The 25,311-nt window shown below is 63.9% G+C and carries 24 protein-coding genes; 10 read left to right on the top strand and 14 right to left on the bottom strand.

Going from position 1 to position 25,311, the window contains the following annotated elements; all coding sequences use genetic code 11:
* Window positions 1-16: 16 nt before the first annotated feature.
* Window positions 17-1,198, bottom strand: a complete 1,182-nt coding sequence (gene mnmA / locus FXB38_RS34310; protein ID WP_148755372.1) for a tRNA 2-thiouridine(34) synthase MnmA — start codon at window positions 1,196-1,198, stop codon at window positions 17-19.
* 348 nt (window positions 1,199-1,546) lie between these two features.
* Between mnmA and FXB38_RS34305 the strand changes: the two genes are divergently transcribed.
* The 9 genes from FXB38_RS34305 (at window position 1,547) to FXB38_RS34265 (ending at window position 11,068) form a co-directional block, all read left to right on the top strand.
* Window positions 1,547-3,181 carry a flagellar hook-length control protein FliK gene (locus FXB38_RS34305; RefSeq protein WP_148755371.1) on the top strand — a complete coding sequence of 545 codons (1,635 nt, stop codon included), beginning with the start codon at window positions 1,547-1,549 and terminating at the stop codon, window positions 3,179-3,181.
* 13 nt (window positions 3,182-3,194) lie between these two features.
* Window positions 3,195-3,914: a flagellar hook assembly protein FlgD gene (locus FXB38_RS34300; protein WP_148755370.1), complete on the top strand. Its 720-nt coding sequence runs from the start codon at window positions 3,195-3,197 to the stop codon at window positions 3,912-3,914.
* 229 nt (window positions 3,915-4,143) lie between these two features.
* Window positions 4,144-4,419, top strand: a complete 276-nt coding sequence (gene sciP / locus FXB38_RS34295) for a CtrA inhibitor SciP (protein WP_002714638.1) — start codon at window positions 4,144-4,146, stop codon at window positions 4,417-4,419.
* Between the two features lie 188 nt (window positions 4,420-4,607).
* The gene (fliF, locus tag FXB38_RS34290) at window positions 4,608-6,221 is read left to right on the top strand and encodes a flagellar basal-body MS-ring/collar protein FliF (protein WP_148755369.1); all 1,614 of its coding nucleotides are present in this window, start codon (window positions 4,608-4,610) and stop codon (window positions 6,219-6,221) included.
* Window positions 6,222-6,239: 18 nt separating this feature from the next.
* Window positions 6,240-7,331 (top strand): flagellar motor switch protein FliG, encoded by a 1,092-nt coding sequence (gene fliG, locus FXB38_RS34285; protein WP_148755368.1) that lies wholly within the window; start codon window positions 6,240-6,242, stop codon window positions 7,329-7,331.
* Window positions 7,331-7,951, top strand: coding sequence for a FliH/SctL family protein (locus FXB38_RS34280; RefSeq protein ID WP_148755367.1), 621 nt, complete (start codon window positions 7,331-7,333; stop codon window positions 7,949-7,951). Before fliG ends, FXB38_RS34280 begins: the two co-directional genes overlap by 1 nt.
* 3 nt (window positions 7,952-7,954) lie before the next feature.
* Window positions 7,955-8,305, top strand: a complete 351-nt coding sequence (gene fliN / locus FXB38_RS34275) for a flagellar motor switch protein FliN (RefSeq protein ID WP_148755366.1) — start codon at window positions 7,955-7,957, stop codon at window positions 8,303-8,305.
* A gap of 53 nt (window positions 8,306-8,358) precedes the next feature.
* Entirely contained in the window at window positions 8,359-9,744 is a 1,386-nt protein-coding gene (gene flbD, locus FXB38_RS34270; RefSeq protein WP_148755365.1) for a sigma-54-dependent transcriptional regulator FlbD, read from the top strand.
* 175 nt (window positions 9,745-9,919) lie between these two features.
* Window positions 9,920-11,068: a M20 family metallopeptidase gene (locus FXB38_RS34265; RefSeq protein ID WP_148755364.1), complete on the top strand. Its 1,149-nt coding sequence runs from the start codon at window positions 9,920-9,922 to the stop codon at window positions 11,066-11,068.
* Between the two features lie 33 nt (window positions 11,069-11,101).
* Here the strand turns inward: FXB38_RS34265 and FXB38_RS43190 are convergent, their stop codons facing one another.
* The 12 genes from FXB38_RS43190 to FXB38_RS34210 all read right to left on the bottom strand — a co-directional run bounded on the left by FXB38_RS43190 (window position 11,102) and on the right by FXB38_RS34210 (window position 24,119).
* On the bottom strand, window positions 11,102-11,257 hold the full coding sequence (locus FXB38_RS43190) for a hypothetical protein (protein ID WP_187435338.1): 156 nt from the start codon (window positions 11,255-11,257) through the stop codon (window positions 11,102-11,104).
* Between the two features lie 97 nt (window positions 11,258-11,354).
* Window positions 11,355-11,936 (bottom strand): flavin reductase family protein, encoded by a 582-nt coding sequence (locus FXB38_RS34260; RefSeq protein ID WP_148755363.1) that lies wholly within the window; start codon window positions 11,934-11,936, stop codon window positions 11,355-11,357.
* A 31-nt stretch (window positions 11,937-11,967) separates the two neighbouring features.
* On the bottom strand, window positions 11,968-12,816 hold the full coding sequence (locus FXB38_RS34255; RefSeq protein ID WP_148755362.1) for an ATP-binding cassette domain-containing protein: 849 nt from the start codon (window positions 12,814-12,816) through the stop codon (window positions 11,968-11,970).
* A gap of 7 nt (window positions 12,817-12,823) precedes the next feature.
* Window positions 12,824-13,630, bottom strand: a complete 807-nt coding sequence (gene ssuC / locus FXB38_RS34250; RefSeq protein WP_148755361.1) for an aliphatic sulfonate ABC transporter permease SsuC — start codon at window positions 13,628-13,630, stop codon at window positions 12,824-12,826.
* A complete protein-coding gene (gene ssuD / locus FXB38_RS34245; protein WP_148755360.1) occupies window positions 13,627-14,805 on the bottom strand; it encodes an FMNH2-dependent alkanesulfonate monooxygenase in 1,179 nt (392 codons plus the stop codon). Before ssuD ends, ssuC begins: the two co-directional genes overlap by 4 nt.
* Entirely contained in the window at window positions 14,802-15,755 is a 954-nt protein-coding gene (locus tag FXB38_RS34240) for a sulfonate ABC transporter substrate-binding protein (protein WP_148755359.1), read from the bottom strand. Before FXB38_RS34240 ends, ssuD begins: the two co-directional genes overlap by 4 nt.
* 38 nt (window positions 15,756-15,793) lie before the next feature.
* Window positions 15,794-16,744, bottom strand: a complete 951-nt coding sequence (locus tag FXB38_RS34235) for a sulfonate ABC transporter substrate-binding protein (RefSeq protein ID WP_148755358.1) — start codon at window positions 16,742-16,744, stop codon at window positions 15,794-15,796.
* A gap of 511 nt (window positions 16,745-17,255) precedes the next feature.
* A complete protein-coding gene (locus tag FXB38_RS34230) occupies window positions 17,256-18,422 on the bottom strand; it encodes a cytochrome P450 (protein ID WP_148755357.1) in 1,167 nt (388 codons plus the stop codon).
* A gap of 101 nt (window positions 18,423-18,523) precedes the next feature.
* Entirely contained in the window at window positions 18,524-19,819 is a 1,296-nt protein-coding gene (locus FXB38_RS34225) for a glycoside hydrolase family 130 protein (protein WP_148755356.1), read from the bottom strand.
* A gap of 33 nt (window positions 19,820-19,852) precedes the next feature.
* A complete protein-coding gene (locus FXB38_RS34220; protein WP_148755355.1) occupies window positions 19,853-22,135 on the bottom strand; it encodes a glycosyltransferase family 4 protein in 2,283 nt (760 codons plus the stop codon).
* Window positions 22,132-23,055: a class I mannose-6-phosphate isomerase gene (locus tag FXB38_RS34215; RefSeq protein ID WP_148755354.1), complete on the bottom strand. Its 924-nt coding sequence runs from the start codon at window positions 23,053-23,055 to the stop codon at window positions 22,132-22,134. Before FXB38_RS34215 ends, FXB38_RS34220 begins: the two co-directional genes overlap by 4 nt.
* Before the next feature lie 605 nt (window positions 23,056-23,660).
* Window positions 23,661-24,119: a DUF3237 family protein gene (locus tag FXB38_RS34210; RefSeq protein ID WP_148755353.1), complete on the bottom strand. Its 459-nt coding sequence runs from the start codon at window positions 24,117-24,119 to the stop codon at window positions 23,661-23,663.
* Window positions 24,120-24,435: 316 nt separating this feature from the next.
* Here FXB38_RS34210 and FXB38_RS44700 point away from each other — a divergent pair, with 316 nt between their 5' ends.
* A complete protein-coding gene (locus FXB38_RS44700) occupies window positions 24,436-24,696 on the top strand; it encodes a YjiS-like domain-containing protein (protein ID WP_148755352.1) in 261 nt (86 codons plus the stop codon).
* Between the two features lie 308 nt (window positions 24,697-25,004).
* Here the strand turns inward: FXB38_RS44700 and FXB38_RS34200 are convergent.
* Window positions 25,005-25,311 (bottom strand): MmgE/PrpD family protein (locus FXB38_RS34200; protein WP_148755351.1); only part of this gene is annotated, 307 nt, incomplete at its 5' end.

Below are 25,311 nucleotides of genomic sequence, written 5' to 3'. Positions count from 1 at the left end.
CTGCCCCGGATATCTCTTAGCCGCGCACCGCTTCCACGAGCGGCCGCGCCGTGTTGCTCGCGACCTTCGCGGCAGCGCTCTGGATGAAGCCGCCGCCGAGCACGCGGGCCTGGCCACTGGGCGCGTCGTAGAACACGCAGGCCTGGCCGGGCGAAACACCCTCTTCGCCGGCGACGAGCTCGACCTCGTAATGGCCGTCAGCGCCGCGCAGCCACGCCGGCTGGGGGCTGCGGGTCGACCGGACGCGGACGAACAGCTCGAGGCCAGAACCGATCGCGCGGTCGATGTCGCCGCCGCCGATCCAGTTGACGTCTCGCAAGGCGATGCGGTGCATCCTCAGCGCATCGCGCGGGCCGACCACGACGCGACGGTTGGCGGCCTCCAGCCGCACCACGAACAGCGGCGCGGCGGCGGCGATGCCGAGGCCGCGGCGCTGGCCGATGGTGAAATTGGCGATGCCGTGATGCCGGCCGAGCACGCGGCCGTCGAGATCGACGATGTCGCCGGGGTCCATCGCGTTCGGACGCAGGCGGGTGATGATGTCGGTGTAGCGGCCGGTCGGCACGAAGCAGATGTCCTGGCTGTCGTGCTTGTCAGCGACGGAGAGACCGAATCGGCGCGCAAGCTCGCGCGTCTCGGGCTTGGTCATGTCGCCGAGCGGGAAGCGCAGGAAGTCGAGCTGCTCCTGCGTGGTCGCGAACAGGAAGTAGCTCTGGTCGCGGTCGCTGTCGGCCGCGCACACCAGCGCGCGCGACCCGTCGTCGCGGCGGCGCGAGGCGACGTAATGGCCGGTGGCGAGCGCTTGCGCGCCCAGCTCGCGCGCGGTCTTCAGCAGGTCGCGAAACTTGACCGAGCGGTTGCACTCGATGCACGGCACCGGCGTCTCGCCAAGCGCATAAGAGTCGGCGAAATTGTCGATGACGGACTCGCGGAAGCGGTCCTCGTAGTCGAGCACGTAATGGGGAATGCCGAGCTTGGCAGCGACGTCGCGGGCGTCGTGGATGTCCTGGCCGGCGCAGCAGGCGCCCTTGCGGTGGGTCGCCGCGCCATGGTCGTAGAGCTGCAGCGTGATGCCGACGACATCATAGCCCTCCGCCTTCAACAGCGCAGCCGTCGTCGAGGAATCGACGCCGCCCGACATGGCAACGACGACCCTGGTGTCCTCAGGACGGCCTTCGAGATCCAGACTGTTGAGCATGGGCCTAGCAGTTGTGACGGCGGCGTTCGCGATCCGCGATTTCTGTGCCTTTGGCCGGGACACCGGCGGTCCCCGGGAACCAAGAGTTCCCGAAGGGCACGGCCTGCCCGGTCGAAAGCGGCTGAGAGCACCCTTTAATATAGGCCGCATTCCGGTGAAGCAATCGCGGCCGCCCCAAGCTTACGGCAATTCTTGCCGGGGCGGCAGAAATGACGGGGTTTTCGGACAGCTGGCGGGGGTACTGCCGATTCCACAAGATATTGATATCGCTATATAAAATGGCAATTCGAAGGATTGGCCCGCTCCTTGCTGACCTTCTAGCCCGAAGATGTTTTCGAGGGGTCGCCTGTGGTCGGTGTCACGTCAGACGTAGCGGCAAGCGCGCAGGTTTCCAGCGCGCAGCAGAAGCCTGCCCGGTCGCAGAGCACCAAGGACTCGACGCCGAGTGACTCCTTCGGCGCGCTGGTCGACAGCAACACCCAGGCCATCAGCAACAGCGCCTCGTCCGCGAGCCAGGACACCGCGCCGCGGCGGACCGATTCGTCGTCTTCGTCGTCCTCCTCGTCCGACCGGAGCACGCGCGACTCTTCCTCGACCGATCAGTCCTCGCAGAGCAACGCGAGCGACAACACGGATTCCTCGACGACGGCCGCGAGCGACACGCCGGCCGATCCGACCAAGGCGACTGCCAAGACCAAGGACAAGAGCGACGCGTCCAAGTCGGGCGACAAGTCGCAGGAGACCAAGGACGCCAAGGGCGACAAGACCGACGGCACCACCGACGGCCTCGCCGCCGCGGTCGACGCCTCTGCCGCAGCACAGGCCGCCGCGACGCCGGCGGCGACGCCCGATCCGGCCACTATCCCCGTCGCGGCGCCCGTGGTTCCGGTCGATCCGAATGCGACAGCCGGCCAGGCCGCCAACACCGCCTCCTCGCCGCTGACGATCGCAGCCGCCGGCATCGCCGCCAGCGCCTCGACCGCGGCGCAGATCGCCGGCGCCAAGACCGATGCGACCGGCAAGACGGCCAAGACCGACGGCAAGACCGACGGCAAAACCGCCGATGCGAAGTCCGCGCTCGCCGATGCGGCTGCTACAACGACCGACGGCACCGCGACGGATGCGACGGCGAACGCCGCGCAGCTCACCGCGGTCGACCAGGGCACGCCCAAAACGTCGTTCAAGGCTGCAGCGACCGCGCAAGGCCAGGCCGACGTCTCCAATATCGGCCAGGATACCGACAAGACCGCGCAGGCCGCGACCACTGCGCAAAATGCCGCGACGGCGACCAACGCCGCCGCGCATCCAGAAGCCGCCAAGCCGCAGGCCGACAGCGCCGCGACCGACGCCAAGGCCGATGCTGCCAATCGCACGGCCGATGCGACGCCGGCCGCGCCGGCCACGCACGCCCATGCCGACACGCAAGCCGTTGCTGCTGCGACGACCGACGCCAGCGCGCAAGCCGCCTCCGCCGTGCAGGCGCCGCTGACCAATACGACATCGGCGGCCACCGCCTCCACCGCGACGCTGACCGCGACCGCGGCGACTTCGAACGCCGTGCCGATCAGCGGCATCCCAGTCGAGATCGCGGCCGCCGCGCGCTCCGGCAAGACGCGCTTCGACATCAGCCTCGATCCGATCGATCTCGGCCGCATCGACGTCCGCATCAATGTCGACCGCAACGGCCAGGTCACCTCGCATCTCACCGTCGAGAAGCCGGAGACACTGCAGATGCTGCGGCAGGACGCGCCGCAATTGCAGCGCGCGCTCGACGATGCCGGCCTCAAGACCGGCAGCAACGGGCTCTCTTTCAGCCTGCGCGACCAGAATTCGTCGGGACAGAACTCCGGCCAGAACAACGACAATTCCGGCAATTCCCGCCGGCTGATCATCAGTGAAGACGATTCTGGCGCGGCTGCACCCGTGAGCCGCAGCTATGGCCGCATGCTCGGATCGAGCAGCGGCGTCGACATCAGAGTGTGAGGAGTATTCGCAAATGACCACCACGAATTCCGCCACCGCACCTGCCGTCGTCTCCGGCACGACGCAAACGTCGTCGTCCTCCTCGTCGAGCTCGAGCCTGGGCTCGTCCACGGGCGCGACGCTCGCCGGCAACTTCCAGACCTTCTTGACGCTGCTGACGACGCAGCTGCAGAACCAGAACCCGCTCGATCCGCTCGACACCAACCAGTTCACCCAGCAGCTGGTGCAGTTCGCCGGCGTCGAGCAGCAGCTCAAGACCAACGACTCGCTGTCGCAGCTCGTCACCTTGCAGCAGACCACGCAGGCGACCCAGGCGCTGGATTTCGTCGGCAAGACCGCGGTGGTCGACGGCACCACCGCGACCATGAAGAGCTCGTCGGCGACCTGGCATCTCAACGTGCCCTCCAGCGCCACGGTCAACATCTCCATCGCCAACTCCAGCGGCCAGACCGTGTTCACCGGCCAATATTCCGCGGGTGCCGGCAGCGACATTCCCTTCACCTGGAACGGCCAGGGCAATGACGGCACGCAATGGCCCGACGGCAAGTACACGATCTCGGCGACCGGCAAGGACGCCTCGAACAACAATGTCGGCATTTCGGCGCAGGTGCAGGGCACGGTGTCGTCAGTCGACCTGACCCAGTCGCCGCCGCTGCTCACCATCGACGGCCAGAGCTACACGCTGAACCAGGTGAAGAGCGTCGTCGCCACCAGCAGCAGCTCCGGCAGCTAGACCTCGCGCTTTGGGCTGATACGCGCGATTTGCGCGCCCTGTTTCTTAGTAAAGTATTTACGAAGACCCCGCTCGGCCGGCTGAAATTGCGTTTTCTGCCCGCCGGGCCGGTCGTGTTCCCGCAAGTTTCAACGAGAATTGTATTGAAGCCTTAGGCTTAGCGGATTTTTAAGCCCGCATGCGTACGGTTGCGAAGTGAGTTCAGTGGTTGAGAGTTTGTGAGTACGCCATGACAGAACCCCATCGCCCGAGGGTAAAATACGTCATCGGGCCGGACGGCAGTCCGCTGACGATTGCAGATCTGCCCGCCCCCGGCACCAAACGCTGGGTCATCCGCCGCAAGGCTGAAGTCGTTGCCGCAGTTCGTGGCGGACTTCTCTCGCTCGAAGAGGCCTGCAGCCGGTACACCCTGACGGTCGACGAATTCCTCTCCTGGCAGTTTTCCATCGACCAGCACGGTCTGGCGGGCCTTCGCACCACCCGCATCCAGCAATATCGCCAGTAAGCAATCCGGAAATCTGCTGATTTTGACGAAAATCGGCCCCGCTGTGCGAGGCCGATTTTTTTCATGTTTCGTTTTGGCGCTACTTTTGTCCGAGCTCTTAACCTTCGTTAACCATATCGAAACCATCACCTAGGCAATAATTGCCCACTCGGCCGCTCAGTTGCGGGTCGAAGCTTCGGGGCGGTTGCTTGCAAGGTCTTGCGGACTTTTTAAAAGGTATCGGCGCCGCCCGCTTCGGGGCGATGATCGCGGTCACCGCCGCGCTCATCGGCTTCTTTGCCTTCGTCATCATGCGCGTCACCACGCCGCAGATGACGACGCTGTTCACCGACCTCAGCGTCGAGGATTCCTCCGGCATTATCAAGGACCTGGAGCGCCAGGGCATCCAGTTCGAGCTGCGCAATGAAGGCAGCGTCATCATGGTGCCGAAGGACAAGGTGACGCGGCTGCGGATGAAGCTCGCCGAGGGCGGCCTGCCCAAGGGCGGCGGGGTCGGCTACGAAGTGTTCGACAAGTCCGACGCGCTCGGCACCACCTCCTTCGTCCAGAACATCAATCATTTGCGCGCGCTGGAGGGCGAGCTCGCCCGCACCATCCGCGCCATCGACCGGATCCAGGCCGCCCGCGTCCACCTCGTGCTGCCCGAGCGTCCGCTGTTCTCGCGCGAGGCGCCGGAGCCGTCGGCCTCGATCGTGGTCCGGGTCCGTGGATCGCTCGAAGCCCAGCAGATCCGCGCCATCCGCCACCTCGTCGCCTCCGCCGTCAACGGCTTGAAGCCGCAGCGGGTCTCGATCGTGGACGAAGCCGGCTCGTTGCTTGCCGATGGTGCCCAGACCGATCCGGAGCAGGCGGTCGGCGACGAGCGCCGCACCGCCTACGAGAAGCGGATGCGCAAGCAGGTCGAGGACATCGTCTCCTCCGTGGTCGGTTCGGGGCGCGCCCGCGTCCAGCTCTCCGCCGATTTCGACTTCAACAAGGTCACCCAGACCTCGGACAAGTTCGATCCCGAAGGCCGCGTGCTGCGCTCGAGCCAGACCCGCGAAGAGCAGAGCATGACCGCCGACAATAACGGCCAGGTCACGGTCAACAACGAGCTCCCCGGCCAGCAGCAGAACAGCGGCCCGGCAGCGAAGGACCAGAGCAAGAAGACCGAAGAGACCAACAATTACGAGATCTCCCGCACCACCAAGACCGAAGTGACCGAGGCCGGCCGGGTCAACCGCATCTCGGTCGCGGTGCTGGTCGACGGCATCTACACCAAGAACGACAAGGGCGAGCTCGCCTACACCGACCGCACCAAGGAGCAGCTCGACCGCATCGCCACCCTGGTGCGCTCGGCGATCGGCTTCGACCAGAAGCGCGGCGACCAGGTCGAGGTCGTCAATCTGCGCTTTGCCGATGCCCCCTCCACCGCCCCGATCGCCGAGCCAAGCGGCTTCCTCGGCATGCTGCAGTTCACCAAGGACGACGTCATGTACTTCGTCGAGCTCGGCGTGATGATGCTGCTCGGCCTGATCGTGATGTTCATGGTGATCCGCCCGCTGGTGAAGCGCATCCTCGCCTCCGAGGAGGTTGCCGCCGCCATCTCCGGTGCCCTCACCGGCCCCGCCGCCCTGGACGAGGCCGCACCGGCCGGCGGCCAGGCGCTGCTGCCGAGCGGCGCCGCGAGCGCGATCGACGTCGCCACCGTCCAAGGCCAAGTCCACGCCCAGTCCGTTCATCGCGTCGGCGAGCTCGCCGAGCGCAACCCTAACGAAACCGTCGCCATCATCCGTCAATGGCTGACCGAACCCGCGAAATGATTCGAGAAGTGAACTGACATGGCCGGCAACCGGCAAAACGCCAACTCGAACGACATCACCAGCGTGATCTCCACGCTCGGTCAGCGTGCCGGCAGCCGCGCGGGCGCCAAGACCGAAGCGGTGGCGGGGCCGAAACGCGCGGCGATCCTGATGCTGGCGCTCGGCGAGCAATATGGCGGCAAGATCTGGGGTCTGCTCGACGATGACGAGGTGCGCCAGCTCTCGCTGGAAATGTCGACTCTCGGCACCGTCGAGGTCGATACGGTCGAGGACATGCTGCTCGAATTCGTCTCACGCATGTCGGCGTCCGGCGCGCTGATGGGCAATTTCGACGCCACCGAGCGGCTGCTCCAGCAATATCTGGCGCCCGAGCGCGTCAACGGCATCATGGACGAGATCCGCGGCCCCGCGGGGCGCAACATGTGGGAGAAGCTTTCCAACGTGCAGGAAGAGGTTCTCGCCAACTATCTCAAGAACGAATATCCGCAGACCATCGCGGTGGTGCTGTCGAAGCTGAAGCCGGAGCATGCCGCGCGCGTGCTCGGCATCTTCCCCGAGGACCTCGCCCTCGACGTCGTCAACCGCATGCTGAAGATGGAGGCGGTGCAGAAGGAGGTAATCGAGAGCGTGGAGAAGACGCTGCGTACCGAATTCATGTCCAACCTCTCGCAGACCCGTCGCCGCGACGCCCACGAGGTGATGGCGGAGATCTTCAACAATTTCGACCGCCAGACCGAAACCCGCTTCATCACCTCGCTGGAAGAGGACAACCGGGAATCGGCCGAGCGCATCAAGGCGCTGATGTTCACCTTCGACGACCTCGTGAAGCTCGATTCCGGCTCGGCCCAGACGCTGATGCGCAACGTCGACAAGGACAAGCTCGGCGTGGCGCTGAAGAGCGCCAACGAGGACGTCCGCAGCTTCTTCTTCGGCAACATGTCCTCGCGCGCGGCCAAGATGCTCCAGGACGACATGGCGGCGATGGGCCCGGTTCGCCTGCGCGACGTCGACGAGGCCCAGGCACTGCTGGTCAACCTCGCCAAGGACCTCGCTGCCAAGGGCGAGATCATGCTGACCAAGAACCGCGCCGACGACGAGCTGGTGTATTGATGGGCGCTCCGGCCAAATTCCTGTTCGACACCGACTTCGCCGCACCCGACCGGACGCGCGAGAAGGCCGCGACCGTGGCCGAGATCGCGCAGAAGCTCGCGGAAGCCGAAGCGCGCGCCTATCAGGACGGCTTTGACGCAGGCCAGCGCGAGGCCAAGGCCGAGAGCGACCGCCGCGTCGCGCTCGCCATGGAAGAGATCAACATCGGCATCCGGGGCATCGCGTCGGGCATCGGCAATATCGAGAGCAAGATGGAGACCGAGGCGGTTGACGTCGCGGTCGCCGTGGCCCGCAAGCTGTGCGCCGACTTGGTCGCCGCCGAGCCGCTCGGCGAGATCATGGCGCTGGTCAAGGACTGCTTCTCGCATCTGGTCGCCACCCCGCATCTCGTGGTCCGCATCAACGACGCGCTCTACGACAGCGCGCGCGAGAAGATCGAGCGGCTCGCCAAGCAGAGCGGATTCGAAGGACGGCTGGTGATCCTGGCCGAGCCCGACATTGCCACCGGCGACTGCCGGATCGAATGGGCCGATGGCGGCGTCGTGCTGGAGCGCAGCGCCATCGCGGCCAAGATCGACGACATGGTCGGACGCTATATCGCGTCCCGCAGGGGGAATTAAGCCATGAGCGACAACGACGGACAGGTCCCGCTGCCCGACCTCAACGGCCCATTGCCGCCGACCGGCACCGATGTGAGCTACAGCGAGGACGAATATGCCTCGCGCGTCGCCGCCGACCTCGAGGCCGTCTTCGACGTGCCGGTGCAGGTCTCGGCGGTGCTCGGCCGCTCCAAGATGGATGTCGGCGAGCTGTTGAAGCTCGGGCCCGGCACCGTGCTGGAGCTCGACCGCCGCGTCGGCGAGGCCATCGACATCTACGTCAACAACAAGCTCGTCGCCCGCGGCGAGGTGGTGCTGGTCGAGGACAAGCTCGGCGTCACCATGACTGAAATCATCAGGACCGAACGCAGCTAGCGCTTGCAAAGGAATGACGCGCGATAGCGCGAACAGACGGACAGGAGACTGACATGCGGCTTCTCATCGTTGGCACATTGAAGGGCCAGCTCACCACCGCCACCAAGATCGCGATGGAGAACGGCGCCACCGTGACCCACGCCGAGGATCACGAGCAGGCGATGCGCGTGCTGCGCGGCGGTAAGGGCGCCGACCTGCTGCTGGTCGACGTCGCCCTCGACATCCGCGACCTCGTGATGCGGCTCGAGGCCGAGCACATCCACGCCCCGATCGTCGCCTGCGGCATCACCAACGACGCCCGCGCCGCGGTCGCCGCGATCCACGCCGGCGCCAAGGAATACATCCCGCTGCCGCCGGATCCGGAGCTGATCGCGGCGGTGCTGGCCGCTGTGGCCAATGATTCCCGCGAGCTGATCTATCGCGACGAAGCCATGGCGCGCGTCGTCAAGCTTGCCCAGCAGATCGCGGGCTCCGACGCCTCGGTGATGATCACCGGCGAATCCGGCACCGGCAAGGAAGTGCTGGCCCGCTACGTCCATACCCGCTCGGCCCGCGCCAAGCGGCCCTTCATCTCGATCAACTGCGCCGCGATCCCCGAGCATCTCCTGGAGTCCGAGCTGTTCGGCCACGAGAAGGGTGCCTTCACCGGCGCGATCGCCCGCCGAATCGGCAAATTCGAGGAAGCCACCGGCGGCACGCTGCTGCTCGACGAAATCTCCGAGATGGACGTTCGCCTGCAATCAAAACTGCTCCGCGCCATCCAGGAGCGCGTGATCGACCGCGTCGGCGGCACCAAGCCTGTTGCGGTCGACATCCGCATCATCGCGACCTCGAACCGCAATCTGGTGGAAGCCGTGCGCGAAGGCACGTTCCGCGAGGACCTTCTCTTCCGCCTCAACGTCGTGAACCTGAAGATCCCGCCGCTGCGCGAGCGTCCCGCCGACATTCTCGAGCTCGCCCAGCATTTCGTGAAGAAATATGCCGAAGCCAACGGCGTGCCGGTGCGGCCGATCTCGGCGGAAGCGCGCCGCGTGCTCTCCACCAACCGCTGGCAGGGCAACGTCCGCGAGCTCGAGAACACCATGCACCGCTCGGTGCTGATGGCGCAGGGCGACGAGATCGGACCCGATGCGATCCTCACCCCGGACGGCGATCGCCTCGATCTCGCCAAGACAGTGCCGGCGGTGGCGCACGCGACCATGGCCGCCGAGCAGGTGACGCGGGCGCTGGTGGGGCGCACCGTCGCCGACGTCGAACGCGATCTGATCCTGGAGACGCTGAAACACTGCCTCGGCAACCGGACCCATGCCGCGAACATCCTGGGCATCTCGATCCGCACGCTGCGCAACAAGCTCAATGAATATTCCGACGGCGGCATCCCGATCACCCCGGCGGGCACGCCAGGTGAGTATCCGCGGATGCCGATGGTGGGAGCGTAGGGCTCCAGTCGATAGCGAGAGAATGCAAATGCCCGGGCTGGTCCCGGGCGTCTTTGCTTCTAGGGCAGGCTGCCAACCTCAACAGCATCCTTCGCATGACCGGGCCGCGCCACGCGACTAGGCCATGACGACGCGAGGCCCTATAACCCCGCACGTGACCCACGCGAGGAACCAGATGTCTGAAGCTCAAATCACGGATTGGTTGGCGTCGCAGCGGCAGGCGATGATCGATCTGCTGCGCGATGTCGTGAACATCGATTCCGGATCCTATGACAAGGAAGGCGTCGATGCGGTCGGTGCGCGGTTCGAGCGACATTTTGCCGAGCACGGCATTCCCTCGCGCAGGGAGAGCCACGGCACGTTTGGCGATGCGATCCATGCCGAGGTGGCAAAGCCCGGCAGCAACGAGAAGCCGGTGCTGTTGATGGGGCATCGCGACACCGTGTTCGGCAAGGGCGAGGCCGGACGTCGTCCGTTCACCATCAAGGACAAGCGCGCTTATGGACCCGGCGTCGCCGACATGAAGGCCGGCGTCGTGATGAACATCTTCGTCGCCACCGCCTTCCACAAATTCGGCGGCAACCCGCATCCGATCAAGCTGCTGATCACCTCGGACGAGGAGATCGGCTCGCCCTCGTCGCGGCCGGTGATCGAACGCGAGGGGCGCTCTGCGCGCGCCGTTTTCAATTCCGAGCCGGGCCGGCCAACAGGCAATGTCGTCACCAGCCGTAAGGGCGGCATCTTCATGCATATGGCCGTCACCGGCAAGGCAGCGCATTCCGGCGCCAATTTCGCTGCGGGTATCAGTGCGGTCGGCGAGCTCGCGCACAAGATCATCCAGATCCATGCGTTGACCGACCTCACCAAGGGCATCACGCTCAATGTCGGGCTGATCGCGGGCGGCCAGTCGGTCAACACCACGGCGCCTTACGCCGAGGGCCAGATCGACATGCGTTACGTCGATCCGAAGGACCGCGCCACTGTCATGGCCGAGATCGAACGAATCGTCGCGACGCCTTACGTGCCCGGCACGAGTGCCGTGCTGACGATCAAGGGCGAGTTCGTGCCGGTGGTGCAGAGCGAGAGCTCGAAGGCGCTGTTCGAAAACTATCAGGCCGCCGCAAAGCAGGCCGGCCTCACCACGCTGCAAGGCGAGTTCTCCGGCGGCTGCGCCGATTCCGGCTTCACCGCCGCGGTGGGGACGCCGACCATCTGCGGCGTCGGGCCGGTGGGCGGGCTCGCCCATTCGCCGGAGGAATATCTCGGGCTCGACAGCATCGTGCCGCGCGCTCAGGCGCTGGCGCTGGCGATTTTGCGGGGGTGAATGTTGGTGCGGTAGGTGGGTTAGACAAATCCGTCACGAATAACTCGGCGCGTCGGGCTTGCGAAAAATATGGATGGGATCGCCCGGCACGAACGGCTGGCCGCGGAGCATCGCATAGGCGTAAAGCGCGAGATAAACGATCGCCAGCGCGCCGACGGCGTAGAAGGCCCAGGTCCCGACGCGCTTCATCGTTCCGCTCCATGGCCGTCCCGGATAGAAGGCTCAAGGCGCTTCTAGAGCGATGAGGGAGAAAAGGCCAGCCTGCGCAGCCTAATGCCTGCGGCGATCAAACGCCGCGGCGGCCGCGCGCGGGAACGCTGACGTCGGCGAGCCTTGCGGCATCCTCGTCCTGATCCACCGCCACATACTGGCCGTGCCAATAGGCGAGCGCCGCGGTCCGGGCCGAATTCTTGATGTCCCTGACGCGGCCAATGACGATGCCGTGCGAATGGCGCTCGACGATCTCCTCGACCTCGCAATCGACGGCGGACAAGGCACCGACCAGCAGCGGAACGCCGGAGACAGCCGTGACCCACTGGGCGCCGGCGAAACGATCGGCACCCTTCAGGCTACCCTTGCCGGCAAAGCGTTCCGCGACGTGGAGCTGATCGGCCGCGAGGATGTTCACGCCGAAGGCACCGTAGCGACGGATCAGCGGAAAAGACGAGGCATCGCGGTTGATGCTGACCAGCAGCGTCGGCGGATCGACCGACAGCGAGGTTACGGACGTGACCGTCATGCCGGTGATGTCCTTGCCCCGTCCGGCGGTGATGACGCTGACGCCGCCGGTGAGATGGCGCATGGCGCCGCGGAAATCGGCGGACGAGACGGGAATTTCGGTCATGAGCTCGCGGGGGACTACATTCATGGCATGCTCCCCGAAGCGGGGTCCTCTCTATTTAGGTACGATCGTCCGCCGACAAAAGGTGGCTCAGGATCGAGCCCTCGAGGCTCGCCAGTTCGGCGGATCCGCGCTCGCGGGGACGAGCGACGTTAACCATGACATCATGGGCAACGCGGCCCTCGTCGATCACCAGCACCCGGTCGGCCAGCGCGACCGCTTCGGCGACATCGTGGGTCACCAGGATCGCGGTAAAGCCCTGGTCGCGCCAGACACGCTCTAGCAGCCGCTGCATCGAGATCCGGGTCAGTGCATCGAGCGCGCCGAGCGGCTCGTCGAAGGCCAGCACGCGCGGGCGCGAGACCAGCGCGCGGGCGAGCGCGACGCGCTGCTTCTGGCCGCCTGACAGCACCGACGGCCACTGGTCGCGCTTGTCGACGAGCCCGACCTCGGTGAGCGCCTTCTCGGCACGCGCGTGCGCATCGCCGGATGAACGATCGCGGCCGAGGCCGACCTCGACATTGGAGAGCACTCGCGCCCAGGGCAGCAAGCGCGGCTCCTGGAACATCACGCGGATATCCTCGGGCTGGATCGCCGCATCGCCGAAGCTGATGCTGCCGGCGTCGATCTTTTCCAGGCCCGCGATGAGACGCAACAGCGTGCTCTTGCCGCAGCCGCTCTTTCCGACGATGGCAACGAACTGGCCTGCGGGGATGTGCAAATCGATCCCGCGCAGCACCTCATTGTCACCGAAGGACTTGCGCAAGCCGCGGATGCTGAGCGGCAGGCCGCTGGTATGCACTTGGCGTTCTTGGCGGTCCTCGCGCGCCACACGGGCCGCCGGCGCGAAATTGGCGCGGCTGGCGAGCTCGGTTTCCGGAAGGGAGGTCCGAAGGGCTGTCTGCATGTCACTCTCAGCGTTTCTGGAAAGCGGGGTGCCAGGAGAGCGTCAGGCGCTCCAGCACGCGGGAGGCACTGTCGGCGAGCTTGCCGAGCAGGGCGTAGATCAGGATCGAGAGCACGACGACGTCGATCAGCATGAACTCGCGCGCCTGCATCGCCATGTAGCCGAGGCCCGAGGACGCCGCGATGGTCTCGGCGACGATCAACGTCAGCCACATGATGCCCAACGCGAAGCGGATGCCGACGAAGATCGACGGCAGCGCGCCGGGGAAGATGACGCGGCGGAACAGCTCGCCGTCGCTCATGCCGTAGATGCGGCCCATCTCGATCAGCTGCGGATCGACGGTGCGGATGCCGTGCAGCGTGTTGAGGTAGATCGGGAAGAACACGCCGAGCGCGACGAGAAACAGCTTGGCGCTCTCGTCGATCCCGAACCAGAGGATAACCAGCGGGATCAGCGCCAGATGCGGCACGTTGCGCACCATCTGGAGCGTGGTGTCGGTGAGCTTGGCGGAGAGCTGCGACAGGCCGTTCGCTAGCCCGAAGGCAAAACCGATGCTGCCGCCGATCAGGAAGCCGATCGAGGCACGCCAGAACGAGACCCAGATGTTGCGGATCAGCTCGCCGGAGAGCAGCAGCTTCCAGCCGGCGAGCGCGACATCGCTCGGCGCCGGCAGCACGCGCACTGGCACGAAGCCGGTAACGCTCGCCACTTGCCAGATCGCGATAATGGCGAGCGGCACGATCCATTGGACCAGTCCGTCGACACGCGGCAGGCGAAAATTGCGCGGGAGAGAGACGCTGTCGATGAGACTCATGATTGCGACACCCGATGCTGCGGACGATAATCGCTGCCGACCGTCTCGCCAAAGGGACCGCCATTGAAGTACAGCTTGGTCACGTTGCCCGGCTGCTCCAGCGAAAGCAGCGGGAAGACCAGCTCGGCGAAGCGATAGGCTTCTTCCAGATGCGGGTAGCCCGACATGATGAAAGTATCGATGCCGATATCCTGATACTCCCGGATGCGCGCGGCGACGGTCTGGGCGTCGCCGACCAGCGCCGTGCCGGCGCCGCCTCGCACCAGGCCGACGCCGGCCCAGAGATTTGGAGCGATCTCGAGCTTGTCGCGCTTGCCGCCATGGAGCTGCGCCATGCGCTGCTGGCCGACCGAGTCCATCCGCGCAAAGTTTTTCTGCGCGGTCGCGATGGTGTCGTCGCTGACATGCTTGATCAGCTCGTCGGCGGCGCTCCAGGCTTCCTCGTTGGTCTCGCGGACGATCACGTGAAGGCGGATGCCGAAGGACAGCTTGCGACCACGCGCGGCGGCGATGTCCCTTACTTTCGCGACCTTCTCGGCGACCAGCGCCGGCGGTTCGCCCCAGGTGAGATATTTGTCGACGGCGTCGACCGCGACATCGATGCCGGCATCGGACGAGCCGCCGAAATAGAGCGGCGGCCGCGGAGACTGCACCGGATGGAACAGCAGCTTGCCGTCCTCGATCTGGATGTGCTTGCCCTCGACATTGACGGTCTTGCCGGCGAGCAGGTCGCTATAGACGTTGAGGAACTCGCGCGTGACCTCGTAGCGCTCGTCATGGCCGAGGAAAATGCCGTCGCCCTTGTTCTCGACGGGATCGCCGCCGGTGACGACGTTGACGAGCAGCCGGCCATTGGTGATGCGGTCGAGCGTCGCGGTCATCCGCGCCGCCACGGTCGGCGATTGCAGGCCGGGACGGACAGCGACGAGATAACGCAGCCGCTCCGTGAATGGCGCGACCGAGGACGCGACCACCCAGGAATCCTCGCACGACCTGCCCGTCGGCAACAGCACGCCGAAATAGCCGAGCTGGTCGGCGGCCTGTGCGACCTGGCGCAGATAGTTGAAGTTGACCTCGCGGCCGCCGATGCCGGTGCCGAGATAGCGGCCGTCACCGTGGGTCGGCAGGAACCAGAGGATGTTGGCGTTACTTTGTTTGCTCATGACCTTGCTCATGTTCCTGGCCTCCGCGCCGCGTCGGAAATCTTGATGGATTTGGGAATCAGGTTGAGCGCAAGGAATGCGTCGGCAACCTGCTGCTGATCGGCGATGACGGCATCGGTGAGCGGCTTGATGCCGTAGGCCTGCCGCCTCAACGCGACCTCGACCACCGGGACGGACAGGCCGATCGCCGGCGCCAGCTGTTCGGCCACCGCGTGGATGTCGCCCTTGGCCCAATCGTCGACCGAGCTCAGCTCGGCGAGCACGGCATCGACGATCTTCGGGTTGGCGTCGAGGAATTTCTTCGAGGAGAAATAGAACTGGTAGTTGGCGACGATGTCGGTGCCGTCAGCCAGCGTGCGTGCACCGGTCGCCGCTTCGGCTGCGGCCTGGAACGGATCCCAGATCACCCAGGCATCGACCGCGCCGCGCTCGAAGGCGGCGCGCGCATCGGCAGGTGCCAGGAACACGGGCTCAACTTCCGAATATTTGACGCCCGCCTTCTCCAGCGCCTTGACCAGGAGATAGTGCACGTTGGAGCCCTTGTTGAGCGCGACCTTCTTGCCTTTGAGATCGGCGACCGATCTCAGCGGGCTGTCCTTCGGCACCAGGATCGCCTCGCCCTTCGGCGCCGGCGGCTCATAGGCGACATACTGGATCGGCGCGCCGGCGGCCTGCGCGAAGATCGGCGGGGCTTCCCCGGTGTTGCCGAAATCGATCGCGCCGACATTGAGCGCTTCGAGCAGCGGCGGGCCGGACGGGAACTCGGTCCACACCACCTTGTAGCCGTCAGCCGCGAGCTTCGGCTCCAGCGTGCCCTTGCTCTTGAGCAGCACCAGCTTGCCGTATTTCTGGTAGCCGATGCGGACCACCTTGTCCTGACCGTAGGACGTTCCGACGGCAGCAGCGACGGTGCCGACCGAGAGCAGGATGGCCGCGATCAGACGCTGAATGATACGCCTCATGTTCAACCCTTTTGAGATGGGGAGATTGGTTGGCACGATCAGGTCGCCGTGCTGCGCCAGACGATGTCGCGGATGACGATCGGCTTCGGGATCAGGCCGAGCTTGTAGAAGCGGTCGGCGACGCCCTGCTGGGTCGCGACGATGTCGTCGGTGACGGGGCCGATCACGAAATTGGCGCGATCGGCCGCGACAGCCTGGATCTCCAGCGGGACGCCGGTGATCGCGGCCAGCGATCTCGCAACCTCGTCGCGGTGCTGTTCGGCCCATTGACCGGTCGCGGTGGTGACGTCGACGATCTGTTGCAGGATCGCGCCGTGGTTCTTCGCGAACTCGCGGTTGGCGATGTAGAAGGAGTTGGTCTTGGTGACCTCGCGCGCATTGATCAGGATGCGGCCGTTCTGCCTGGTCTCGCCGATCGCGAAATAAGGATCCCAGATTGCCCAGGCCTCGATGCTGCCATTGGCAAAGGCGGGACCGGCATCCGGCGGCGTCAGATAGACCGGGGTGATGTCCGCGTAGGTCAGGCCCGCCTTCTCCAGCGTCTGCACCACGACATTGTGCGCGCTCGAGCCCTTGGTGAAGCCGACGCGCTTGCCCTTCAAGTCGGCAATGGAGCGGATCGGCGAGTCCTTGGGCACCAGAATGCCCTGGCCGTTGGTGATAGGCTGGCCGGCGGCATAGACGATCGCCGCGCCCGCGGCCTGGGCGAACACCGGCGGGGAATCGCCGACCGCACCGTAATCGACGCTGCCGACATTCATCGCCTCCATCATCGGCGGGCCGGAGGAGAACTCGATCCATTTCACGTCGATGCCCTGCGGAGCGAAATGTTTTTCTAGAGTAGCCCGCTGGCGCGTGATGACCAGCACGCCGGTCTTCTGGTAGCCGATACGAATTTCCTTCACAGCGCCTTGCGCATTCGCACGCGGCGCGAACGCTGCCGCGGCGGCCGTTCCAATGGACAGTTTCAGAAAGTCACGACGCTGCATTCCAGGCTCCGGGCCGTGTGCGGCCGCCATCATTCATGTCCGGTGATGATGGTGCGGGGCGGGAAAGGTGTCGAGACGTGCGGGAAAATAGCGATGCATGCACTGCCCCTGGGGCAGAGCGCATGATTAATCTTTCAAACGGCGGAGCGAATGAGGATGGAATTTTTCTGCACGCGGACGTGAAGGCTGCGCATGGTCGACCTCGGACGCGCAGCCGGAACAAAAAAGCGAAAACAACCCCATGCACAGTAGCCGGGGCGTGCGAAAACAATCACTTGCGCTTTATCCGAAATAAATTTGACACGTCGGGCAAAACAGGTGCAAGATGACATCAATGGCGAACTGGGAGTTGTCGTGGCGCGAAGCGTCTTCCATCTCTGCTGTCATTCCCCGCGAAGGCGGGGAATCCAGTATCCCAGAGACGTCAATGCGTCACACGACTGCCGCGGCGTACTGGATCGCCCGCCCCAGTGCGCAATTGCGCACAAGGCTGGCGATGACACCGAAACTGCTAATGCCATCTCACCGGCAAATTCTGCAAGCCCCGGAACGCCCAGCCGACGATCCGCACCGGCTCGTCATCTGCGATCTCGATGCGTTTGGCACGCGCGAACAATGTCGGCAGCGCGACGTCGGCGATCATGGCGCGCGAGGCCCAGGCGCCGGCGCAGAAATGCGGACCGGCACCGAAGGCGACGCTCTTGGACGTATCACGCCGCACGTCGAACTGGTCGGCGCGCTCAAAATGCTTCTCGTCGCGGTTGGCGGAGCCGAACATCAGGAACACGCGCTCATCAAGCTCGAACGCGACGTCGCGGATCGACCACGGCTTGGCGATACGCCGCGGCGACATGCCGATCGGCGAGATCCAGCGCGCGTATTCCTCGAACGCCTCGAGCCACGACACCCCGCCTTTGCGCACAAGCTCGAGCTGCTCGGGATGCGTCAGCAGCGCCCACACCGTGCCCGCGATCGCCTTGCGCGGCTCGTTCTGGCCGCCCGAGATCGCGAGCTTGACGTTTGCGCGCACGCTCTCCATCGGCATGCCAGATGCGAGCAGCACGCCGAGAATGCTCTGATCGGGATGCTTGGTCATGACCGGCAGGATGTCGTCGATCGCGGCATCGATGCCCGACGTCGCCGCGTGACAGCGCGCCTCGATCGCGCCATCGCCGCCGTAATTGGCGATGCCCTCGATCATGCCCTGCGACCACGCATCCATGTCGGCGAAGCCGATATTGGTGAGGCCGGTGATCGACTTCAGGCACTCGCCGGAGAACGGCAGCGCGAAGTCGCGCATGAAATCGATCCGGCCGCCGGGCGCGATCGCGTCGATGATGCGATCGGCATGGGCCTGGAACAGCGCGGTCCAGTGCGCCTTCACCGTCCTCGGCGAGATCGTCGGAAACATCGCGCGCCGCTCGACCTGGTGCGCCTCGCCGTCCTTGCGCATCATGTTGTGGCCCATCAGCCGGTTCATCAGGCCCGCGGGCTGGTGCGAGGAGAACACGTCAATCTGCTTCTCCGAGATCGAGATGTCGTCGCGGCAGGTCAGCAGCGTCGAGCCGAGCTGCGGCACGAAGGCGATCGGCGCCTCCTTGCGCATGCTTGCGAGCGTCGGATAAGGGTCGGCCCAGAACGCGGGGAGATCGATGTCGATGCGCGGCGCGGTGCTCAAGGCGGTCTTCCCTGGATTCTCGTGTGATCCGGGCCAGACTAGCCAACTCAGGCGCCGACGTCTGTCCCTAGCGATAGGGACAGACAACATTGGGAGATGTCTCAGGACATAGCCCGCACTAGGGCTGCAGTCTTGATGGTCGCGAAGTTCGAGTAGGTGTCGGACACGGCATAAGGCAAAATGATCTGATCATTGTGCCGCATCGCCCCGCAGGTATAAACCACGTTAGGAACGTAGCCTTCGCGTTCCGACGGCTCGGGATGCAGCAGCGGTTCGACCGAACGCGCCAGGACCTTGGATGGATCGTTCTTGTCGAGCAGGGCAGCGCCGATCGAATATTTTCGCACTGGACCGACGCCGTGCGTGAGCAACAGCCAGCCCTCATCGAGTTCGATCGGTGAACCGCAGTTTCCGATCTGCACGAACTCCCAGGGAAATTGCGGCTTCAGGATCGCCTGACCGCCGTCCCATTGGTGCAGATCGTCCGAATAGATCAGATAGAGGTTCTCATTGTCCTGACGCGCGATCATGGCGTACTTGCCGTCGATCTTGCGCGGGAACAACGCCATCCCCTTATTGCGTGCGGCGGTCCCGCGCAGCGGCGACATTCGAAATGACAGGAAGTCGCAGGTCTCGATCAGCTCCGATCGAATCGCCTTGCCGCTGTAGGCGGTATAAGTGGCGTAATAGGTCTTGCGGCCGCCATCGCAGAATTCAACGAAGCGGGCGTCTTCGATGCCGTTCGACTGGGACTCCGTAACCGGAAAGATGACGCGCTCACTGAGTTCCTCGTCCGGATTGAACGTCAGTTCGATTTCGTCGCCGTCTGGTTTGGGTATGCGAAGCTTGACCCGAGGGCTGGAAGCAAGGCGGGCTGTTGGATCGACGGTCAGACTGCCATCGGCAGCGATCGTGCCGGCGCGAAAGGTCAGTGACGATATATGGCCTTCACCGACGGCACGGAGGCTGAGAATAAAGCGCAAGCCGCCCCTCGGAGCGTCCGACTGGTCGGGATGCGGCACGATGCTGGGATTGAACAGTGCCGAGGCTTCGAACGAGTATTCGTTCAGAAAATAGGCTCCGATCAATTGGCGCTGGACGCTGGAAAAAGGCCCGTGCGCTGCCAGCGCTTGTTCCATGACGTCGGTACGCGCCTCGAACGTCTCCAGCAGGTTACGATGCCGGCCCTGAAAATTTTCCAGCACATCCGCCAATAGGCTGGCCGCAATCTTCGGGTCAAGCGCAAGAACCCGTTCGACGATGTGGTTGGCGCGGGTCTTATCGGTCGGGTTGAGATCGCGCGGTTCGGTCGCCGGCTTGAACGGGCGTACGATCACGCGCGCGGTGTCTGGACGCAGATAGAGCGCCTGCCGATTCAGGAAAGTGGCGTGCGACAAGATGTCCTCGGTTCGCTGGAGGGAAAAATGTAATCAGGCGCCGACGGCGCGAAAGGCCACGGGGGGTGTTTCGCTGACGTTGACGCGCGCAAGCTGACGAATATCGGCAAGACCGAGCAGATAGGACACGACTGACTCACCGCCTCGGTTTTCGTTGGCGCGGTCGGGATGCAATCCATCCCGGCAACTGCCGGTCTCGGCATCGACGAGCACGATCGATAGATCGTTGCGGCCGAGAAACCAGGCGAAAACGCTGGTTGCGATCGCTTTCCATTCGGCGTCGCCGTCTGCTCGCCAAGCGGTCAGGCAGGCGGCGATCGTCGCCGTGGCTTCCACCGGCTGCTGGTCGAATGGGCGAGGCGGTTGGCGCAGTTCGCCGAAGCCGGCGGTGCCGATGGGGCGGAAATGCCCGGTCGAAGCCGTTTGTTGTTTCATCAGCCAACGCAGGGATCGCATTCCGGCATCGAGGTAGTCAGGCGTTTGCGTGGCCATGCCTGTCAGCATCAAGGCCTGCGGTAAGCGCGCATTGTCATACGCCAGACCCTCCTCGAACCACGTCCAGTCCGGCGTTTCGACCGACGCGAGGCTCGACATCAACCTGTCGGCGAGGAAATGTCGGATTTCCAGGGCGCGCGCGTCATCGGGAACGACGGCGCAATAACCGTCCAGACCCAGCAGGGTGAAGGCCAATGCACGCGGCGAAGCAAAGGCCTCAACAGTCGGCAACGCCTTGGCAAACAAGGCTTCAGCCCATCGACGTCGCGACGGGCTTGCATCCTTCCGTGCGCACTCACCCAGCGCCCACAATGTTCGTCCATGGCTGTCTTCGGAGCCACGGTCTTCCAGCCAGGTTCGATTGAAGCCCATGAAGTTGCGAAAGCGTCTGGTGTCGGGATTCCACGCATGCTGCACGAATGCGGCAAAGCGGGCAGTCAAAACCTCAGGCAGGCGTTTTTCGCCGGGATTGTTGAGGGCGCAGGCGAGCAGCAAGGCGCGCGCATTGTCGTCCACGCAATAGCCGTGCGCGCGATCAGGTACCGAATGCACCGCATGCTGGAACAGGCCGGTGTCGTCGCACATCGAAAGAAAGTGATCCAACTGCATGTCCGACGCCGCAGGGCTGTGCGCGATCGCAACCGGTCCGGTGCGCGCGATCACCTTGAGCCAGTCGCCCTGCCGCGCGTCTTCGAATACGGCAATATAGCGCTCGGCCGTGCGAACCCATGTCATCGATCGGCTGACGGCGTAGGCGCGCTCGCGCATCGCCTGACGACGAGGGGTATCGGTGAGCAATCGCGCAATTTCCTTGCCGGTCGCGGCAGAGTTGCCGAAGGGAACGATGACGCCACGACCGTCATCCAGCAGCTCCAACGCGTGCCAATAAGGCGTCGAAACCACCGGCTTCCCGAGACCGAAGCTGTAGGCCAGCGTGCCCGACGTCATCTGCGCTTCGTTGAGATAAGGCGTGACGTAGACGTCGCACATCGAAATGAATTCGAGCAGCGTGGCCTGATCGACGAACTGGTCGAGGAATACGACGTGGTTCTCACCCCCAAGTTCGCGCACGCGCTTCATCAGGCTTTCGCGATAGGCCTCACCCTGGTCGCGCACCAGATTGGGATGCGTCGCGCCGAGTACGACATAGACCGCGTCCGCGCGGCGCTCCAGAATCGAGGGCATGGCGTCGATCATGACCTCGATGCCCTTGCTGGGGGAGAGCAGGCCGAAAGTCAGAATGACTGAGCGGTTGCTGAATCCAAGTTTGGCCTTGGCAGCATCGGGCTCGACAAAGGGAAAGTCGGGAATGCCGTGCGCAATGACCTCGACCTTGTCGTCCGGCACGCGATAGACGCTACGCAGCATCTCGCGCCCCTTGTTGGCCATCACAATGATTTTCGAAGATGCCTCGACGATACGCTCCATCACCGCGCGCTGGGCGGTGGTCGGCTTGGCGAGCACCGTGTGTAGTGTCGTGATAACCGGCATGCTGAGGCGTGAAAGCAGCTCGAGAATGTGAGCGCCGGCTTCCCCGCCGAAGATTCCGAATTCGTGTTGCAGGCAGACGACGTCGTAGCGACCGGCATTCAGGAAGGCTGCGGCACGCACATAGTCTCCAATGACGTCATCCTTGATCTGGAATGCGACCGAACCGGGATAGTCGTAGGCCTGTGCGTGGTCGTTCATGGCGATAATACTGGTCTCCAGGTCCGGCCTTGAATTCGAAATCGCGCGTTCAAGGTCGGTCGTGAAGGTGGCGATACCGCAGCGGCGAGGCAGTGAATTGCCGATCAGGGCGACGCGGCGAAGCGGCATCATGCGAGGCCTGCAAATTGCGGAACGGGGATCGCAGCTGGATTGGCAGGCTTGCCCGGTTGCTTGCTTAAACTCTGCAACAGGGAATCGATCGGGCGACTTGCAGGATACGCAATCAGCGCGCTCAATCCGTTATTGCCAACCTCTATGCTGGTGCAGCCGCCACCGATGAAGATGGCATGTCCGATAGCTGCCGCGGTTAAGCCGATTGCCGCATGGCCGTCGAGGGTGAGAATCCAGGTTTCCGGTTCTGCAAGCAGCGCCCAGCTTGACCCCTTGAGCAGTTCAAGCCGCTCGAGAACGAAATGCTTGCTCGCGACCAGTACCGTTCGGTTTACGGTCAAGGGCGTCGGATTGCCTGGCGTTGGAAGGGGCCATGGGTGGGCGACGGCGACCCCATTGTCTTCATGCAATTCGCGCTGCCGGCCGTAGTCGAATAGCCGGAATGTGGCGTCGCTGTGCTGCTGAATTTCAGCGAGCACGATGCCGGCGCCGACGGCGTGGATGGTACCGGCCGGGATGTAGATGACGTCGCCTTTGGCAACCGATCGCCAGTGAATGAGTTCGGCGATCGAACCGTTCTGGATCGACGCGCGCAATTGTTGTGGAGTTATCTGGTGCTTTAATCCAACGCCGATCTGCGCGTCGGGCTGGGCCGCGAGGATATACCATGCCTCGCTCTTGCCGTTCGGCATCCCCATCGCACGTGCGTAAGTGTCGTCGGGATGAACCTGGATCGACAATGGTTCGCTGGTGAACAGTAGCTTGAGGAGCAACGCCGGGGTGGGCGCATCCTTGTTGGCCCGCTCGAACCACAACTCTCCGACGGCACTACCAGACCCGTCGACGCTGCTCCACGGTTGCAGATCGCGAACCCCCCACGGTTTGTGGACGACCCGCACGGCGGCTTGTTCGGTAGGCATGAGATGTCCTGACCGGGGTGACGCGCACGTCAAGGCGACGTGCCGTTGGCCGTTGTCGACCGTAAGATTTGGCGTGGCTAACTGTCGCGTGTCCGGACAGGCGCTTGAAGCGGGCCGGATGCTGAGTTCGTTAGGTGGCTACTCCCCGACTTGATTACAACGGTCGCGTTCTGCTTTACTCTCCTTCTCAGCAACCAATTGCGCTTCTATTCCGAGTCGTATTTGGTCTAGCTTAGCTGTTCGGGCGTCAGACTTCGGTCCGAGGGCCGGTCCACACGGAGAGCCCATCCCATTCGGCCGCCACACCTAGAGCATGGTGGGCGGAGACTGTTGACGAATCTGAAATTGGGAGGATCGACCATCGCGCGGATCACTCAGCGCCTTTACCCCCCAAATAGCTAGGAAATTCCTCGGAACTGAGCAGCCTTTACGGCTGCACCGCAACGTCACAGGTCTCGCAATTGAAGTTGGGGCCAAATTCGGTATGCACGGCCTTTCGATCGGCCTGAGCCAACCGCAATCGAATTTCGTCGCCTGGAAGGCTGGCAAGGTTGCTTGCTTCGCGATGCCCCTTGCCAGACTCGGTGCTGTCCGGCGTATCGCCATCACTGCATATAGGCTGTGACACGAATCCTCCGCGTGGCCAGGTCTCCAGCTCCTACGCTCCAGATCTGCAGCTGATTGACCCATGCATACTCTTTCGAGGCGGTGGTGAGCCGGATGTTTGCAAAGATATCGACCACCGGCTCGCCGTTTCGCAGTGCCGCCTGGCCATCGCCCGACAACGCAATCCGATGCCCATCGTCGGTGTCGACAATAACGTGCAGGTCGAGGTCGATGCGCCCATCAGCGCGCATTCGCAAATAGTCGACGCCATGCTGGCGCCCCGAAAGGCGGCCCTGACAGGGTCCATCGATATGAAGGTCGAAGCGTGCTCCTTGCAGTGGGACCGCTTGCTTGCCGGCAAGGATATCGTCCATGCTTACGCCGTAGTCCGTTACGCCCGTGAGAGCGAGATCGCATTCATATATCTTCTCGCCTCTCATTCCAGGATCTTGAGCCATTGCACTTCTCCTAGTTGTTCGGCTGGGTTGCCGACATCCAGTCGAAAGGGCGGCCGCCAAGACGACATGTTCAGGACAAATTAATTCGCAGCCTCGCTTGCCGGCGCAGTTGGTGCTCTCAAGTCGGCTCGTAACAGGCGAAACCACGTTGGCGGATGAGTTCGAAGCAGGCCTGCAAGCCAAACGGCAGGCTTGTGGTATTTGGCTTCAGCTTGTGAGCCGAAGAGGGACATGATAGTGTTCCCGTTCGGGCCTTCGACAACCGCCCGATCAGCTCCCGAGCCAAGGTTGTTTCGCTCCCTTACGGAGGTGAAACATGTCTTGCAGCAGCACCACCCGCGGCTCACCCGATACATCCCGCCCAAGTCTGCCCGCGTTTCCAGATCTTCGATGGTCCTGGCAACTCCCCCTCGCGCTCTTGACCGGAATAGCACTGGGGTTGGAGCGACGCCGTCAATACAGGGAACTTCTCGAACTGGACGACCGATTGCTCGCCGACATGGGCCTATCGAGGACGGACGTTGAAGAAGTACGAAGGTGCTCCTTGTATGTGGACGCCTGGCGCGACAGCCGATGAGTCTCCAATATCCTTCCTGGTCCAGGCGGCGCGCGAGAGGCCGCCTGCGGGCGGCGCGTCAACCCGATCGCCTGGGTCGAGACAACTTGATCTCGCTGGCGGTCGCTCCTCGTTGTCGAACTTCCGCCTCGGGCCGGAAGCTCAATGACTTCCGTCCGCGATCGATTTGAGCGCGTGAGAGCGCCGAGCCATTTTCACGTGAGGCGCTCCGCCCTAAACGAAAATCGGCTGATCACAGTGCCGGCCGGATCGCAGACCTCGAAATGCCAGTCGAGGAATTACGGTGCAGTCCAGCACGGTAATTCCAGTCATCCCGGGTTTTGTTGTCCGTTTCCTTTTAGAGTGCGTGTCAATTCGCGGACATCCTTCAGTTCTTCAAGGCCATCAACAAGTGACAAGACGTGCTCCGCGCCTGCCTTTCCAACGACAGGGACCGCAAAATTCATGAATTTGCGTTCGAGCGACGATCGCGATAGCGGCCGTACCGCGTCGCCTTCGGGAACCTCCACAATCTCGCGCAGAGATTGACCGTCTGTGAAGACGATCTCTATGTTTGCGCCACGCCCCTTGGGGAGTTTGGCAATGAGTGCCTCGCCGGGCTTCACAGAAGTCTTT

It is taken from the genome of Bradyrhizobium cytisi (genome assembly GCF_008123515.1).
Classification (GTDB): Bacteria; Pseudomonadota; Alphaproteobacteria; order Rhizobiales; family Xanthobacteraceae; genus Bradyrhizobium; species Bradyrhizobium cytisi.
This window is presented reverse-complemented; position numbering and strand designations above follow the sequence as displayed.